Below are 13632 nucleotides of genomic sequence, written 5' to 3' on the forward strand. Positions count from 1 at the left end.
ATGGCACTGCTTGGGGAAGAAGTGTCGCAGAGGGGCTGATCGTTGCTCCCGGGTCGGCCGTTGTCGGCTGTGGTCCGGGATCCTGTCACGCTGCGTCGTGTCCTCCCCACGCGTGCGGTGGGTGAATCCGCACTGCGGACGTGAGGGAGACGAACAGGTGAAGCGATACTCCGGAGGTCGACGGCACGTCGGTCGATCGCGGGCTCTGCGTCGCACGATCGGGGGCGCCGTCGTCGCGACGACGCTGCTGCTGTCCGGGACGGGGTTCCTCGCACCGAGTCTCGCGTCCGCCGTGCCGCCGCCCCCGCCCAATCCCTCCGACTCCGACATCGCCGCCGCCGGCGCGCGCGTGGGGGACCAGCTCGGACGAGTCGGTCGACTCATCGACCAGGTCGCCTCGGCCAACCAGCAACTCGCCGCGATCGACGCGCAGGTGGCCGTCAAGCGCGAGGACGTCAACAAGGCCCTCGTCGACCTGCAGAACGCTCGCACCGTCGCCGACGCCGCCGCGGCGGCCGTCGGCATCGCGCAACAGGCCCTCCGCGACGCCGGCCAGATGATCTCCGACGCGCAGAAGAAGTTCGACGCCTTCGCCGTCACCGACTACGTCAAGGGCACCGGGTCCGCCGGTGTCTCCTCACTCCTGGACGCGCAGGGGCCGCAGGACGTGCTCGATCGCGCGCAGATCCTGCGGATGCTGTCCGCCAAGCAGAACGCCACCCTGGACAGCCTGCAGCGGGCGCGTACCGAGGAGGCCAACCGAGACTCCACCGCACGCCAGAGCAAGATCGAGGCCGACCGTGCCTCCGCGGAAGCGGACGCGAAGAAGGACGAGGCGGAACAGGCCATCGCCGCGGCCGTGACCGCACAGCAGGAGCAGGCAGCGCAGAAAGCGGCCGTCGAGGCACAGCGGGACAGCGCCTCCGCCGAGCTGGAGCAGGCGCGCAACGACGCCGCGGGGCTCGAGGGACAGCGCGACGCGTACTCGCAGTGGGACCAGCAGCGTCAGGCGGAGGAAGCCGCCGCCGCGGCAGCCGCGCAGGCAGCGCAGGAGGCAGCGGTGGCCGCGGCCGCCCGGGTGGCCGCGAACCAGGCCGCCGCCGATCGTGCCGCAGCGTTGGTGGACGGGGAGCGCGACCACACCGACCTGACCGGATCGACGTCGAGCGGCACCTCGTCGGGGAGCACCTCGTCCGGTACCTCGTCCTCGGGCAGCACGTCGTCCGGTACCTCGTCCTCGGGCGGCGCGTCGTCCGGTACCTCGTCCTCGGGCGGCACGTCGTCGGGCAGCACGTCGTCCGGCGGCGGTCGCGGGACCGCCACCAAGGATCCGTCGCTCACCGGGTCCGCAGCCATCGAACTCGTCATCGACCGCGGCATGTCCGTGTTGGGCACCCCCTACTCGTGGGGTGGCGGCAACGAGAACGGGCCGACCAAGGGCATCCGTGACGGCGGTGTCGCCGACAGCTACGGCGACTACAACAAGGTGGGCTTCGACTGCTCCGGCCTCATGATGTACGCCTTCGGTGGACTCGGGATCTCGCTCCCGCACTACACCGGCTACCAGTACACGGCCGGCAAGCAGGTGCCGTCGTCCCAGATGCGCCGCGGCGACATGATCTTCTACGGTCCGGGCGCCTCGCAGCACGTCGCCCTCTACCTCGGTGACGGCAAGATGCTCGAGGCTCCGCAGTCGGGATCGGTGGTGAAGGTGTCGCCCGTCCGTTTCGACGGCATGACGCCGTACGCCGTCCGCATGGTGGAGTGACACCCCGTCCGAGCAGGTAGAACGTCATGTGTCCTCGCCACCTGCAATAGTGGTGCTCGGCAGCAGAGTCCGGGTAGAAAGCGGTGGTTCCACAGGTGACGTCACGAGAGACCGACACGACCGACATCTCTCGGGACGTGCAGACGCTCGAGAAGGCCGTCTACGAGGTCAAACGCGTCATCGTCGGTCAGGACCGACTGGTCGAACGCATCCTCGTCGGGCTTCTCGCACGGGGGCACGTCCTGCTTGAGGGTGTTCCCGGTGTGGCGAAGACGTTGGCGGTGGAGACGTTCGCGACGGTGGTCGGGGGCTCGTTCTCCCGCGTGCAGTTCACGCCCGACCTGGTGCCCACCGACCTCATCGGTACGCGCATCTACCGTCAGGGCAAAGAAGAATTCGACACCGAGCTCGGCCCGGTGGTCGCGAACTTCGTGCTCGCGGACGAGATCAACCGAGCTCCGGCCAAGGTGCAGTCGGCTCTCCTCGAGGTGATGGCCGAGCGCCACGTCTCCATCGGTGGTCACACGTACCCCATGCCGGATCCGTTCCTGGTCATGGCGACGCAGAACCCCATCGAGAACGAGGGCGTGTACCCCCTTCCCGAGGCGCAGCGCGACCGCTTCCTGTTCAAGATCGTCGTGGACTACCCGACGGTCGAGGAGGAGCGCGAGATCGTCTACCGCATGGGCGTCGCGGCACCGAAGCCCAAGCAGATCCTCGACCCGGTCGAGTTGGTGCGCCTCCAGAACGTCGCGGCGTCCGTGTTCGTCCACCATGCTCTGGTCGACTACGTCGTGCGCGTCATCGCCGCCACCCGTACTCCGCGCGACGTGGGCCTCGACGACGTGGCCGGCTGGATCGCCTACGGCGCGTCACCCCGTGCGACCCTCGGCATCATCAGTGCCTCCCGTGCGCTGGCGTTCCTGCGTGGACGGGACTACGTCGTGCCGCAGGACGTCCTCGACGTGGTGCCGGACGTGCTGCGGCACCGTCTCGTGCTCTCGTACGACGCCCTGGCCGACGAGATCACACCCGAGCAGATCATCACGCGCATCCTGCAGACCGTGGGTCTGCCGCAGGTCGGCGCCCAGCCGGTCCAGCAGCAGGCGCCGGCTCCCCAGCACAACGGAACCTTGCAGAACGGCCCCCAGCAGGCGGGACCGGGCGGACCGCAGCAGTTCCAGCCCGGACCCCCGCAGCCCGGTCCCGACGGACCGTCGCAGCAGGGTGGCCCCCAGCAGAACGGTCCTCAGCAGGGTGGCCCGGCGCCGTGGATGCAGAAGCAGACTCCCGCGACCGATCCCACGCGGTGACCATGGCGTCACCCACGGGTGGCCGGCCCGGTGATCCGGTGTTCGGCGCGCCCGCCGTGCAGCAGTCGTTGCGCGGTGCGCCCCCGTCCTTCGCCTCGGGATCGCTGGAGGACCCTCGGTTGTCGGCTGCGCTGCGCACCCTCGAGCTGACCGTTCGTCGGCGCCTCGACGGCGTTCTGCACGGCGATCATCTGGGCCTCATCCCGGGCCCGGGTTCCGAGCCGGGCGATGCACGCGAGTATCAGCCGGGCGACGACGTACGTCAGATGGACTGGTCCGTCACCGCCCGGACGACGCACCCCCACGTCCGGCAGAGCGTCGCGGACCGCGAGCTCGAGACGTGGATGGCGATCGACCTGTCGGCCTCCCTCGACTTCGGCACCGCGGGGTGCGAGAAGCGCGACCTCGCCGTCGCGGCCACGTCGGCCATCGCGCATCTGACCAGTGGCGGCGGCAACCGCATCGGCGCCGTCGTCGCGACGGGCGAACGCGTCGTCCGGGTCCCCGCGCGGGGTGGTCGGGCGCACATCCAGTCCCTGCTCCGCACCGTGGCCACCACACCGCACGCACCCGACGGCACCCGCGGCGACTTCGTCGGCGCCATCGACGCTCTGCGACGGCCCGAACGTCGACGCGGCATGGTGGTCGTCGTCAGCGACTTCCTCGGTCCGACGGACTGGGAGCGTCCGCTCCGCGCCCTGGCGGCGCGCCACGACGTGCTGGCCGTGGAGGTCGTCGACCCCCGCGACCTCGAGCTGCCGGATGTCGGTGACGTGGTGTTGCACGATCCAGAGACGGGACGGACGCGGGAGTTCAGCACGACACCCCGGTTGCGGGAGGACTTCGCGGCCGCCGCTGCGGCGCACCGCGCGAACGTCGAGAAGATCCTGCGTGGCTGCAGCGCGCCTCGGCTCACCCTGCGGACTGACGGCGACTGGATCGCCGACGTCGTCCGCTTCGTGTCCCGGCGACGCCACGGCGCGAGCATGGGAGCGAGTACGCGGTGAGCCTGTCCGATTTCTCGTCACCCTGGTGGCTGCTCTTCCTCCTCGTGGTCGCGGGCCTGGTGGTGGCCTACGTGCTCGCGCAGCGCCGCCGTCAGCGCAACACCATGCGCTTCACCAACATGGAGTTGCTCGAACGCGTCGCACCGCAGCGCCCCGGACTGGTGCGCCACGTCCCCACGGCGCTCGTGCTCGTGGGGCTGCTCTTCCTGACCGTCGCGCTGGCCGGACCGACGTCCGATCAACGGGTTCCGCGTAATCGGGCGACGGTCATGCTGGTCATCGACGTGTCGTTGTCGATGGAGGCCACCGACGTCCAACCGACGCGACTGGCAGCGGCGCAGGAGGCCGGCAAGCAGTTCGCCGACGGCCTGACTCCCGGCATCAACCTCGGACTCGTCGCGTTCGCGGGCACGGCATCGGTGCTGGTCTCACCGACCACCGATCGTGAGGCGACGAAATCGGCCATCGATCGGTTGCAGCTGGCCGAGCGGACCGCCACGGGCGAGTCCATCTTCACAGCGATGCAGTCGATCGAGACACTCGGCGCGGTGCTCGGTGGATCGGACGCGGCGCCGCCGGCACGGATCGTGCTGCTGTCCGACGGCAAGCAGACCGTTCCCGAGAACCCGGACGACCCGCGCGGTGGGTACACGGCGGCCCGCGAGGCGGAGACGAAGGGGATCCCGGTCTCCACCATCTCGTTCGGCACCAGTTACGGCACGGTGGACATCACCGACGAGCAGGGCGACACCCAGCGCGTCGCGGTGCCCGTCGACGACCCGTCGCTCGAGGAGATCGCACGCCTGTCGGGTGGCAACTTCTTCACGGCGTCGAGTCTCGAGGAACTCACCGAGGTGTACGACACGCTCGAGGAGCAGATCGGCTACGAGACCACCCGCGGTGACGCGAGTCGGCCCTGGTTGATCGCCGGAGTGCTGTTCGTGTCGGCGGGACTTGTCACAGCATTGTCACTACGCCAGCGAGTCCCCTGACACGCATCGGTAAAGTACGCGCGGGTCGAGGCGATCGACGACGTCCGTGATCGCCCACCGACTGGCCGATGCTGCGAGCAGCACCCCCGAGAGAGAAGGTTCATCCGTATGTCCTCTGCGCCCGAGTCCGCGACACCCGACGCGACGGCCGGCGGGGGATTCGTCTCCCGGTCCGTGCTCGTCACCGGCGGTAATCGGGGCATCGGCCTGGCCGTGGCCCGCCGACTCGCCGCGGACGGCCACAAGGTCGCGGTCACGCACCGCAGCTCGGGTGCACCGGACGGACTGTTCGGGGTGCAGTGCGATGTCACCGACACCGCTTCCGTCGATGCCGCGTTCACCGAGGTGGAGAAGCATCAGGGCCCCGTCGAGGTGCTCGTCGCCAACGCGGGCATCACGGACGACACCCTGCTGATGCGGATGACCGAGGAGCAGTTCACCTCCGTCATCGACGCCAATCTCACCGGCGCGTTCCGGGTGGCCAAGCGAGCGAGCCGCTCGATGCTGCGGGCGCGCTTCGGACGGTTCGTCTTTCTCGGTTCCGTCGTCGGTCAGGCCGGCGGACCCGGCCAGATCAACTACGCGTCCTCCAAGGCGGGTGTCGTCGGCATGGCGCGCTCGCTCACCCGTGAGCTGGGCTCGCGTTCGATCACCGCGAACGTCGTGGCACCCGGGTTCATCGAGACCGACATGACGGCCGAGCTCGACGACAAACTCCGGGACACCGCGCGCGAGTACATCCCGCTCAAGCGACTCGGTACTCCCGAGGACGTCGCCGCGGTGGTGAGCTTCCTCGCGTCACCCGATTCGAGCTACGTCTCCGGCGCGATCATCCCGGTCGACGGCGGTATGGGCATGGGCCACTAGCCCACCTCGTCCCGACTCCTGCCCGATCGACTCGGGCACACCAGACTTCACACGAAAGGCACACGCACATGGGCGGACTGCTCGAAGGCAAGACCATCCTGATCACCGGGATCATCACCGACGCGTCCATCGCGTTCCACGCGGCCAAGGTCGCGCAGGAGCAGGGCGCCAAGGTCGTCATCACCGGGTTCGACCGGCTGCGACTGATCGACAGGATCGCCCAGCGACTGCCGGAGCCCGTGCCGCCGGCGATCGAGCTGGACGCGACGAACGAGGAACATCTCGCCGCGCTCGCCGGTCGCATCTCCGAAGTCGCTCCGGAGGGCATCGACGGCGTTCTGCACTCCATCGCGTTCGCTCCGCGCACCCTGATGGGCCCGGGGTCCAAGCCGTTCCTGGAGGGACCGGGTCCCGACGCCGCCGCCGCGTTCCAGATCTCTGCCTGGTCCTACGCCTCGCTAGCACGCGCCGTGCTCCCCGTCATGAACGAGGGTGGATCGATCGTCGGCATGGATTTCGATCCGCGCACGGCGATGCCGTTCTACAACTGGATGGGCGTGGCAAAGGCTGCGCTCGAGTCGGTCAACCGCTACGTCGCCCGCGAGGTCGGCGAGGCCAAGAAGGTCCGTTCCAACCTGGTCGCCGCGGGCCCGATCAAGACGCTCGCCGCCAAGGCCATCGCGGGTACCGCGACGGGTGACGCGGACAAGATGAACCAGCTCAACGAGTACTGGAACGGTGCGTCCCCGATCGGCTGGAACTTCAACGACCCGACGGCCGTGGCCAAGTCGATCTGCGCGCTGCTGTCGGACTGGCTGCCGGCGACCACCGGGTCGATCGTCTACGTCGACGGCGGCGCGAGCCACAACACCTGGCTGCCCGAGAATCTCTGACATCTCGACTCGATCCGAGCATCCTCTCGGGTCCACCGAAACGGGTTCCGGCACAATGGCGTCATGACCTACGACGCGCTTCTGCTGCTGTCCTTCGGTGGGCCCGAGGGGCCGGACGAGGTGCGGCCGTTCCTGGAGAACGTCACCCGTGGCCGCGGAATCCCGCCCGAGCGCCTCGATGCCGTCGCCGAGCACTACCACCACTTCGGTGGGGTCTCGCCGATCAACCGACTCAACCGCGAGATCATCGCCGCGGTCGAGACCGAGTTCGCGCTCACGGGCATCGACCTGCCCGTGTACTTCGGCAACCGCAACTGGCATCCCATGGCGGAGGACACCGTCGCCGCGATGAAGGCCGACGGCGTGCGCAACGCGCTGGTGTTCCCCACCTCGGCCTGGGGCGGGTACTCGGGCTGTCGGCAATACCACGAAGACATCGCCCGCGCCCGTGCCGCCGTGGGGGAGGGTGCTCCGCAGCTCACCAAACTGCGGCAGTACTACGACCATCCGCTCATGGTGGATGCCTTCGCCGACGCGATCCGCGCGGCGATCGGCAGGCTTCCGGCGGATCGCCGGGCCGGTGCTCGCGTGGTCTTCACGGCGCACTCGGTGCCCGTCTCGGCGGACGAGGCCGCGGGTCCGCCGTCGGCGGGCGGCCACCTCTACAGCCGTCAGGTCACCGAGGCGTCCCGATTGTGCGCCGCCGCAGCAGGTGTCGACGAGTTCGACGTCGTGTGGCAGTCCCGGTCGGGACCGCCGCAGATCCCGTGGCTGGATCCCGACATCTGCGATCACCTCGAAGCCCTGGCGGAGACGGGCGTCGACGCCGTGGTGATCTGCCCGGTCGGGTTCGTCTCGGATCACCTCGAGGTGGTGTGGGACCTGGACACCGAGGCGGTCGAGAAGGCGCAGGAACTCGGCATCGCTCTCGAGCGTGCCGGCACCCCGGGTGCGGACCCTCGATTCGCCCGGCTCGTGCGCACGCTGGTCGAGGAACGCACCGTGGGCACCGCGCCGCTGCGTCTGGGTTCCGAGCCCGCCTTCGGGACCACCGTCGACGGAACGCCGTGCAATCCCGGCTGCTGTGAGCCCCCGGTGCGTCGCCGCCCGGCCTGACAGCTCGAACATCCCGGGAACCACCCACCCGCGAGTACGCCGAAAGTGTCGTGATCCGGGCATGGATCGCGACACTACGGACGTACTCGCGCGAGGGGGTACCGCTAGCGTCGATCGGGCGACAGGTATCCGTCCACGGCGGCGCGCACGGCGGCACGTCGCGCGGCGCGCACGGCGCGACGCAACGGTCGGAGCACGGCCTCGCGGGCCTCGGCACCGCTGCTGCTGGGTGCCTCCGAGGGCGCCGACGTCTGCGCGGCCGCGAGGATGGCGTCCACCCGGTCGGCCGTGTCGAGAACTCGGGTGGTGCGTTCGGGGAGCGGCGGGTAGCGATGGCGGCTCGCGATGGCGAGGCGCTCGGCAATCATCGTGTGCGGGTCGCCGCCGGAACGGCCGGTGTCGACCGTCTGCACCGCGGTGAGGGCCTCGGCCGCACTCCGGACGGTGTCCCGCATCGAGTACTCGATCTCCCCGAGCGCCAGCTCCTGGTAGGTGACCGGCACGGTGACGGTGAACACCGTCCACCGCATGACGTCGGGGCCCTCGTCGGTGGGGACGAGTCCGACACCCGGCTGACCCGGCACTCCGATGACGACGCCTTCGCCCGCGAGCACGGCGGCGGCCGAGAACGCGGAGTCGGTCGGCAGCCCGGCGACGTCACCGGGGGCGGGAAGAACCATGTCGACGGTCACCTCGCGGTCGCCGACGGGCGCCGCGGCGCGGACGACTCGGAGCAACTGGGCGATGCCGATGTCACGAGGAGTGGGCCACGGGAGGTCGTGCCGCTCGGCTGTCTCGGGATCGGCGGCGACGACGAGGGCCAACGGTGCCCACTCGGTGAGGGCATCGATCACGTCGTCGGGCGGCGCGGCTCCGGCGAGCCAGGCGCCGCACCAGATGGCGAGGCTCGAGGATGGGGACGACACCGTCCGATCATAGGCGGCGTCGGAGGCGACCGGCGTGGCTGCGGTCGGGGAGTGCGCGGCGCCGATACCGTGGGACGGCCCGGTGACCCGACAGTCCTGTCCCGGGAGTGAGCGCGGAGGGCGAGGGAAGACGATGACAGCGGACAACCGGTACGGCGGCGACTTCTTCGCCGGGCACGCGAGGCGAGCGCGACGCGTGGTCCCGACGATGGCGGCCGAACGGGACGTGGTGGTCGAGGACGCGGCGACCGGATTCTGCGGCGCCGTGGTGGGTTTCGAGCGCACGTACGACGGTGACTTCGTCCGGCTCGAGGACGGCCGAGGCGTACGGAGGCTCTTCGCGATGCGCGAGGCCGCCTTCCTCGTCGACGGAAGCCCGGTGACGCTGACGCGTCCGGCGCCGACCCGTGCCGTCGCTCCGACCCGCTCGGCCTCCGGGTCGACGCGGGTGGAGAACGTACGAGCGAAAGTGGCTCTGCCCAGCCGTATCTGGGTGGAGGGCATTCACGACGCCGCCATCGTCGAACGGGTCTGGGGCCACGACCTGCGGGTCGAGGGTGTGGTCGTCGAGCATCTCGAGGGACTGGACAACCTGGCAGAGCGGTTGCAGGAGTTCGGACCCGGGCCGGGACGCAGGGTGGGGGTTCTCGTCGACCACCTTGTCGACGGCTCGAAGGAGGACCGCCTGACGCGGTCGCTCGGCCCGTACGTGACGGTCACGGGACACCCCTACATCGATGTGTGGGAGGCGGTGAAGCCCGCCGCGGTGGGCATCGAGGCATGGCCACGGATCCCGCGCGGCACCGACTGGAAGACCGGCATCTGCCGCGAGTTGGGTTGGGGCACACCGCAGGACGGGTGGCGCCGGGTCTACGGTGCGGTGTCCAGTTTTCGCGATCTCGAGGCGCCGCTCATCGGCGCGGTGGAGCGCCTCGTCGACTTCGTCACCCTGGGTGACGAGAACGGGGAGACAGGTCGGTAACGATCTCCCCACGACGGTCGCGCGCACCCCACGGGCTCGTCGTTCGTCGCTACTGTGGAGTTCGTGGTTGCACTTCTGTGGCTCGTCGGAGCGGTGATTCTCGCTGCGGGTGAAGCGCTGTCCGGAGATTTCTTCCTTCTCATGCTGGCCGGCGGGGCCCTGGGTACCGCGGGCATCTCGGCGCTGACCGACTTCCCGGTGTGGGGCGACGCGATCGTGTTCGCGATCCTGTCCGGAGCCCTGATCCTGGGTGTCCGACCGGTGCTGACCCGCCGGTTCTCGACGCCCCCGCCGACCCCCACCGGGATCGCCGCGCTCACCGGGCGATCCGCGCAGGTGCTGGATGCCATCGATCAGCACTCCGGCACGGTGCGGCTGGACGGTGACGTGTGGACGGCTCGTCCGCTCGATCCCACCGAGGTGTACGCGGCCGGAACGACCGTGACCGTGATGAAGATCGACGGCGCCACGGCCGTCGTGTGGAAAGGACCCTAGATGGGTGACTATGCCGCCTTGATCGCCCTTGCCGTGGTGGTGCTGTTCGTCGCAGTGGTGGTGGCGAAGTCGGTGACGCTCGTGCCGCAGGCCGAGGCCGCGGTGATCGAGCGTCTGGGCCGATACTCCAAGACGGTCTCCGGGCAGCTCACGTTCCTCGTGCCGTTCGTCGACCGTGTCCGAGCGAAGGTCGACCTGCGTGAGCGCGTCGTGTCCTTCCCACCGCAGCCGGTGATCACGCAGGACAACCTGACGGTGTCCATCGACACCGTCGTGTACTTCCAGGTCACCACCCCGCAGGCCGCGGTCTACGAGATCAGCAACTACATCGTCGGTGTCGAGCAGCTCACCACGACGACGCTTCGCAACGTGGTCGGCGGTATGACCCTGGAGGAGACGCTCACCTCGCGTGACTCCATCAACGGCCAGCTCCGCGGAGTGTTGGACGAGGCCACCGGGCGATGGGGCCTGCGTGTCGCCCGAGTGGAGCTCAAGAGCATCGATCCGCCGCCCTCCATCCAGGAGTCGATGGAGAAGCAGATGAAGGCGGACCGCGAGAAGCGCGCCACCATCCTCACGGCCGAGGGACACCGTGAGTCGTCCATCAAGACGGCCGAGGGTGACAAGCAGTCGCAGATCCTGTCCGCGGAGGGCGCCAAGCAGGCCGCCATTCTCTCCGCCGAGGGTGAGCGTCAGTCCCGCATCCTCCGTGCGCAGGGTGAGCGGGCGGCCAAGTACCTCAACGCACAGGGTGAGGCGAAGGCCATCGAGAAGGTGTTCGAGGCGATCAAGGCCGGCAAGCCGACGCCCGAGTTGCTCGCCTACCAGTACCTGCAGACGCTGCCGAAGATGGCGCAGGGTGATGCGAACAAGATGTGGGTGGTGCCGTCCGACTTCGGTGATGCCCTGAAGGGCTTCGCCAAGAATCTCGGTGCGCCGGGCGACGACGGCGTCTTCCGTTTCGAGCCCAGCGACCAGGGCGAGACGCACTCCAAGCCGGAGGACGACTCCGCGGAGGTGGCCGACTGGTTCGACACGAAGACGGACCCGGCCATCGCTCGGGCGGTCGCCGACGCCGAGGCCGTGGCACGCAAGCCTGTCGACACGTCGTTGGCCGCCGCACCCAACCCGGCGCGGGACTCGGCTCCGGAGCCCGCGAAGGCCGTCGAGGCCTCCACGCCGGACGGGTCCGGGTCGGGCGACGACGCACCGCGCGAACTGGACCGCTGACGGTCAGGCAGCCAGGCCCGCGCCGATGCCGCCCGCGGCGAGTGCCCAGAGCACGCTGGTGAAGGTTCCGATGATGAAGTACTCGGACGCCCGCGGGTCGCGGAGTTCGGGGTAGCGTGCGAGTCCCTTCACCGCGAGCACCACGGCGATGCCCTCGGGCCACCCCGTGAGCACCGCGACCACGACGGCGATGCGTTCGAGTGTGCCGATGACGAGCCCCCCACGCAGGACGGGGCGCTCGTCGTCGGCATCGCCGTCTCCGGGCTCGGGCCGTCGGCGCGCGAGATGGAAGACCGCGGGAACGACGACGGTGCCGCCGGTGACGGCGACCGCGACGACCAGGACCATCGCGACGACGAGTGGTGGCCCGGTGACCGGTGCGCCGGCGATCGCGGCGGCGAGACCCGCCAGTGCGAGCATCCCGGCGGACAGGAGTGCCGGAATCCACCAGCGCAGCGGCGGCAGCCACCGGACGCGGCGACCCGGCGCAGCCGTCGGTGGGATCGTCGGCACCGGTCGGGCGGGAAGCAGTGCTGCTCCGGCGGAGAGCGCGAGTGCGAGCAGCGCGAGGGTGATCGCCATCAGGCGTCCGTTCCGCGTGCGCGCAGATCGGCGAGCGCGAGCATCCGCGCCACGACCGGTCGTGCTGCACGCTCGGCCTGCCACCCCGCGACGGCCAGTCGTTGGGACACGGCCTGCGGTGTGATGGACAGTTCCTCGGCGACGGCGGTCTGCGATCCGAGCCTGCGGACACTGTCGACCGCGGCGCGGCCCTGCTCGGTGCGCCGGACCAGGAGCAGTGCGAGCAGTGCCACCACGGCGTCGGCATCGCCGGCGGACTCGGCGTCACCGCCGCGGACCGCGATGTGGGCGACGGCGTTCTTGGCGCTGTCGACGGCGTCCCGCGCGGCTTCGAACGCCGGGCCCCGACCCGCTCTGGTGGAGCGTGGCAACGGATCCTCCACGGCCCCCACCCCGATCCCGACGCTCCAGTGCCCGTCCTCGAGGAAGTCGAGGGCGAGGTCGAGTGCCACCGACGCGTCGTCCGCCACACCCTGGACCTCGTCGCCGGCCGTGCGTTCGAACGGGCGGACCAGGTCGGTGGCTCGGTCGAGGATGTCGGCGACGCGATCGATGTCGCGTCGACTTCCGCGTTGGTCCACGGTCAGAACGAACATCGATCAACCCTAGAAGCTTGATCAGTCCGAATCAAGCCTCGAGTCTTGATGCGTTGCGACGTATAGAGTTCGTCGTCGACCTTGATCCGGCCACATCAAGCCCGTGACCTTGACCTCATCGATCGCCGGCCACCGGCATCCGCGCGTCCAGGATCAGTCCCACGACGCCCACGGCAATGCAGACCCCCGAGATCGCGAGCAGGACCGGATCGCCGTGACCGGCCAGAGCGTCGCCGAGCAACACGATGCCGACCGTCCCCGGGATCACCCCGACCACCGTCGCCAGCGCGAACGGCACCACGGCCACCGAGGACAGGCCGGCGGAGTAGTTGACCACCGAGAACGGCACCGGCGCGATGAGTCGAAGACTCCCCACCGCCAACCATCCCCGTCGCGCGAGACGGGAATCGACGGCCCGGATCACCGGATGATCCCAGCGTGCGGTCACCACGTCGCGGCCGAGTGCTCGGACCAGCAGGAACGCGAGCACTGCACTCACGGTCGTCGCCGCGACCGCCACGCCGACCCCCGTCACGGGTCCGAACAGCACACCCGCCGACACCGTGAACAGGGTGCGGGGGATCGGCGCCACCGTGATGATCGCGTGCGCCGCGAAGAAGACGAGGGGGAAGGCCGGCCCGACGGCGACGGCCCACTCCCGCACGCGGTCGATGGTGGGGAGGGGTACGAGCAGTGCCACGACGATCAGGGCGGCGAGCACGGTGACGGTCGCGGCCACGCGCAGCACGAGCGCGCGGCGGCCTCCGACGACGATCGACTCCTCCGACGGCACTGTGTCGTGCGGGTCGATGTCGGGGGTCGTCACGTCTGCTCACGCTACCGAAGAGCGATGCGAGCGGTGCTC

Annotated in this window: 14 protein-coding genes; 10 read left to right on the plus strand and 4 right to left on the minus strand. The window is 69.8% G+C overall.

Annotated elements, in window-relative coordinates; genetic code table 11:
* The first annotated feature begins 157 nt into the window (after positions 1-157).
* From J4E04_RS10900 to J4E04_RS10930, 7 genes are all read left to right on the plus strand, one after another.
* Entirely contained in the window at positions 158-1768 is a 1611-nt protein-coding gene (locus J4E04_RS10900) for an NlpC/P60 family protein (RefSeq protein ID WP_490150480.1), read from the plus strand.
* A 95-nt stretch (positions 1769-1863) separates the two neighbouring features.
* The gene (locus tag J4E04_RS10905) at positions 1864-3081 is read left to right on the plus strand and encodes an AAA family ATPase (protein ID WP_490150481.1); all 1218 of its coding nucleotides are present in this window, start codon (positions 1864-1866) and stop codon (positions 3079-3081) included.
* Entirely contained in the window at positions 3078-4088 is a 1011-nt protein-coding gene (locus J4E04_RS10910) for a DUF58 domain-containing protein (RefSeq protein ID WP_374197736.1), read from the plus strand. Before J4E04_RS10905 ends, J4E04_RS10910 begins: the two co-directional genes overlap by 4 nt.
* Positions 4085-5080, plus strand: coding sequence for a VWA domain-containing protein (locus J4E04_RS10915; protein ID WP_027505310.1), 996 nt, complete (start codon positions 4085-4087; stop codon positions 5078-5080). Before J4E04_RS10910 ends, J4E04_RS10915 begins: the two co-directional genes overlap by 4 nt.
* Before the next feature lie 108 nt (positions 5081-5188).
* Positions 5189-5947, plus strand: a complete 759-nt coding sequence (gene fabG1, locus J4E04_RS10920) for a 3-oxoacyl-ACP reductase FabG1 (RefSeq protein WP_037185384.1) — start codon at positions 5189-5191, stop codon at positions 5945-5947.
* 68 nt (positions 5948-6015) lie between these two features.
* Positions 6016-6840 (plus strand): NADH-dependent enoyl-ACP reductase InhA, encoded by an 825-nt coding sequence (gene inhA, locus J4E04_RS10925; RefSeq protein ID WP_027505312.1) that lies wholly within the window; start codon positions 6016-6018, stop codon positions 6838-6840.
* 63 nt (positions 6841-6903) lie between these two features.
* The gene (locus J4E04_RS10930) at positions 6904-7956 is read left to right on the plus strand and encodes a ferrochelatase (RefSeq protein WP_222637577.1); all 1053 of its coding nucleotides are present in this window, start codon (positions 6904-6906) and stop codon (positions 7954-7956) included.
* 104 nt (positions 7957-8060) lie between these two features.
* Here J4E04_RS10930 and J4E04_RS10935 read toward each other — a convergent pair whose 3' ends face one another.
* On the minus strand, positions 8061-8882 hold the full coding sequence (locus J4E04_RS10935) for an Rv1486c family protein (RefSeq protein WP_222631088.1): 822 nt from the start codon (positions 8880-8882) through the stop codon (positions 8061-8063).
* Between the two features lie 133 nt (positions 8883-9015).
* Here J4E04_RS10935 and J4E04_RS10940 point away from each other — a divergent pair, with 133 nt between their 5' ends.
* The 3 genes from J4E04_RS10940 to J4E04_RS10950 all read left to right on the plus strand — a co-directional run bounded on the left by J4E04_RS10940 (position 9016) and on the right by J4E04_RS10950 (position 11589).
* Positions 9016-9864 (plus strand): DUF3097 domain-containing protein, encoded by an 849-nt coding sequence (locus J4E04_RS10940; RefSeq protein WP_490150482.1) that lies wholly within the window; start codon positions 9016-9018, stop codon positions 9862-9864.
* 63 nt (positions 9865-9927) lie between these two features.
* The gene (locus J4E04_RS10945; RefSeq protein ID WP_027505316.1) at positions 9928-10359 is read left to right on the plus strand and encodes an NfeD family protein; all 432 of its coding nucleotides are present in this window, start codon (positions 9928-9930) and stop codon (positions 10357-10359) included.
* Positions 10360-11589 (plus strand): SPFH domain-containing protein, encoded by a 1230-nt coding sequence (locus J4E04_RS10950; protein WP_051613228.1) that lies wholly within the window; start codon positions 10360-10362, stop codon positions 11587-11589. It begins immediately after the preceding gene.
* Between the two features lie 3 nt (positions 11590-11592).
* Here J4E04_RS10950 and J4E04_RS10955 read toward each other — a convergent pair whose 3' ends face one another.
* The 3 genes from J4E04_RS10955 to J4E04_RS10965 all read right to left on the minus strand — a co-directional run bounded on the left by J4E04_RS10955 (position 11593) and on the right by J4E04_RS10965 (position 13506).
* Positions 11593-12171, minus strand: coding sequence for a hypothetical protein (locus J4E04_RS10955; RefSeq protein ID WP_490150483.1), 579 nt, complete (start codon positions 12169-12171; stop codon positions 11593-11595).
* On the minus strand, positions 12171-12767 hold the full coding sequence (locus tag J4E04_RS10960; RefSeq protein ID WP_027505318.1) for a hypothetical protein: 597 nt from the start codon (positions 12765-12767) through the stop codon (positions 12171-12173). Before J4E04_RS10960 ends, J4E04_RS10955 begins: the two co-directional genes overlap by 1 nt.
* Before the next feature lie 115 nt (positions 12768-12882).
* Positions 12883-13506 carry a TVP38/TMEM64 family protein gene (locus J4E04_RS10965; RefSeq protein WP_285186007.1) on the minus strand — a complete coding sequence of 208 codons (624 nt, stop codon included), beginning with the start codon at positions 13504-13506 and terminating at the stop codon, positions 12883-12885.
* Between the last annotated feature and the right edge of the window lie 126 nt (positions 13507-13632).

The sequence above is a fragment of the Rhodococcus sp. NFXS4 genome (assembly GCF_058139645.1).

Coding starts and splice junctions, on each gene's coding strand:
- fabG1 (WP_037185384.1), top strand. CDS start 5,189: ATGTCCTCTGCGCCCGAGTCCGCGACACCCGACGCGACGGCCGGCGGG.
- inhA (WP_027505312.1), top strand. CDS start 6,016: ATGGGCGGACTGCTCGAAGGCAAGACCATCCTGATCACCGGGATCATC.
- J4E04_RS10930 (WP_222637577.1), top strand. CDS start 6,904: ATGACCTACGACGCGCTTCTGCTGCTGTCCTTCGGTGGGCCCGAGGGG.
- J4E04_RS10940 (WP_490150482.1), top strand. CDS start 9,016: ATGACAGCGGACAACCGGTACGGCGGCGACTTCTTCGCCGGGCACGCG.
- J4E04_RS10950 (WP_051613228.1), top strand. CDS start 10,360: ATGGGTGACTATGCCGCCTTGATCGCCCTTGCCGTGGTGGTGCTGTTC.
- J4E04_RS10955 (WP_490150483.1), bottom strand. CDS start 12,171: ATGGCGATCACCCTCGCGCTGCTCGCACTCGCGCTCTCCGCCGGAGCA.
- J4E04_RS10960 (WP_027505318.1), bottom strand. CDS start 12,767: ATGTTCGTTCTGACCGTGGACCAACGCGGAAGTCGACGCGACATCGAT.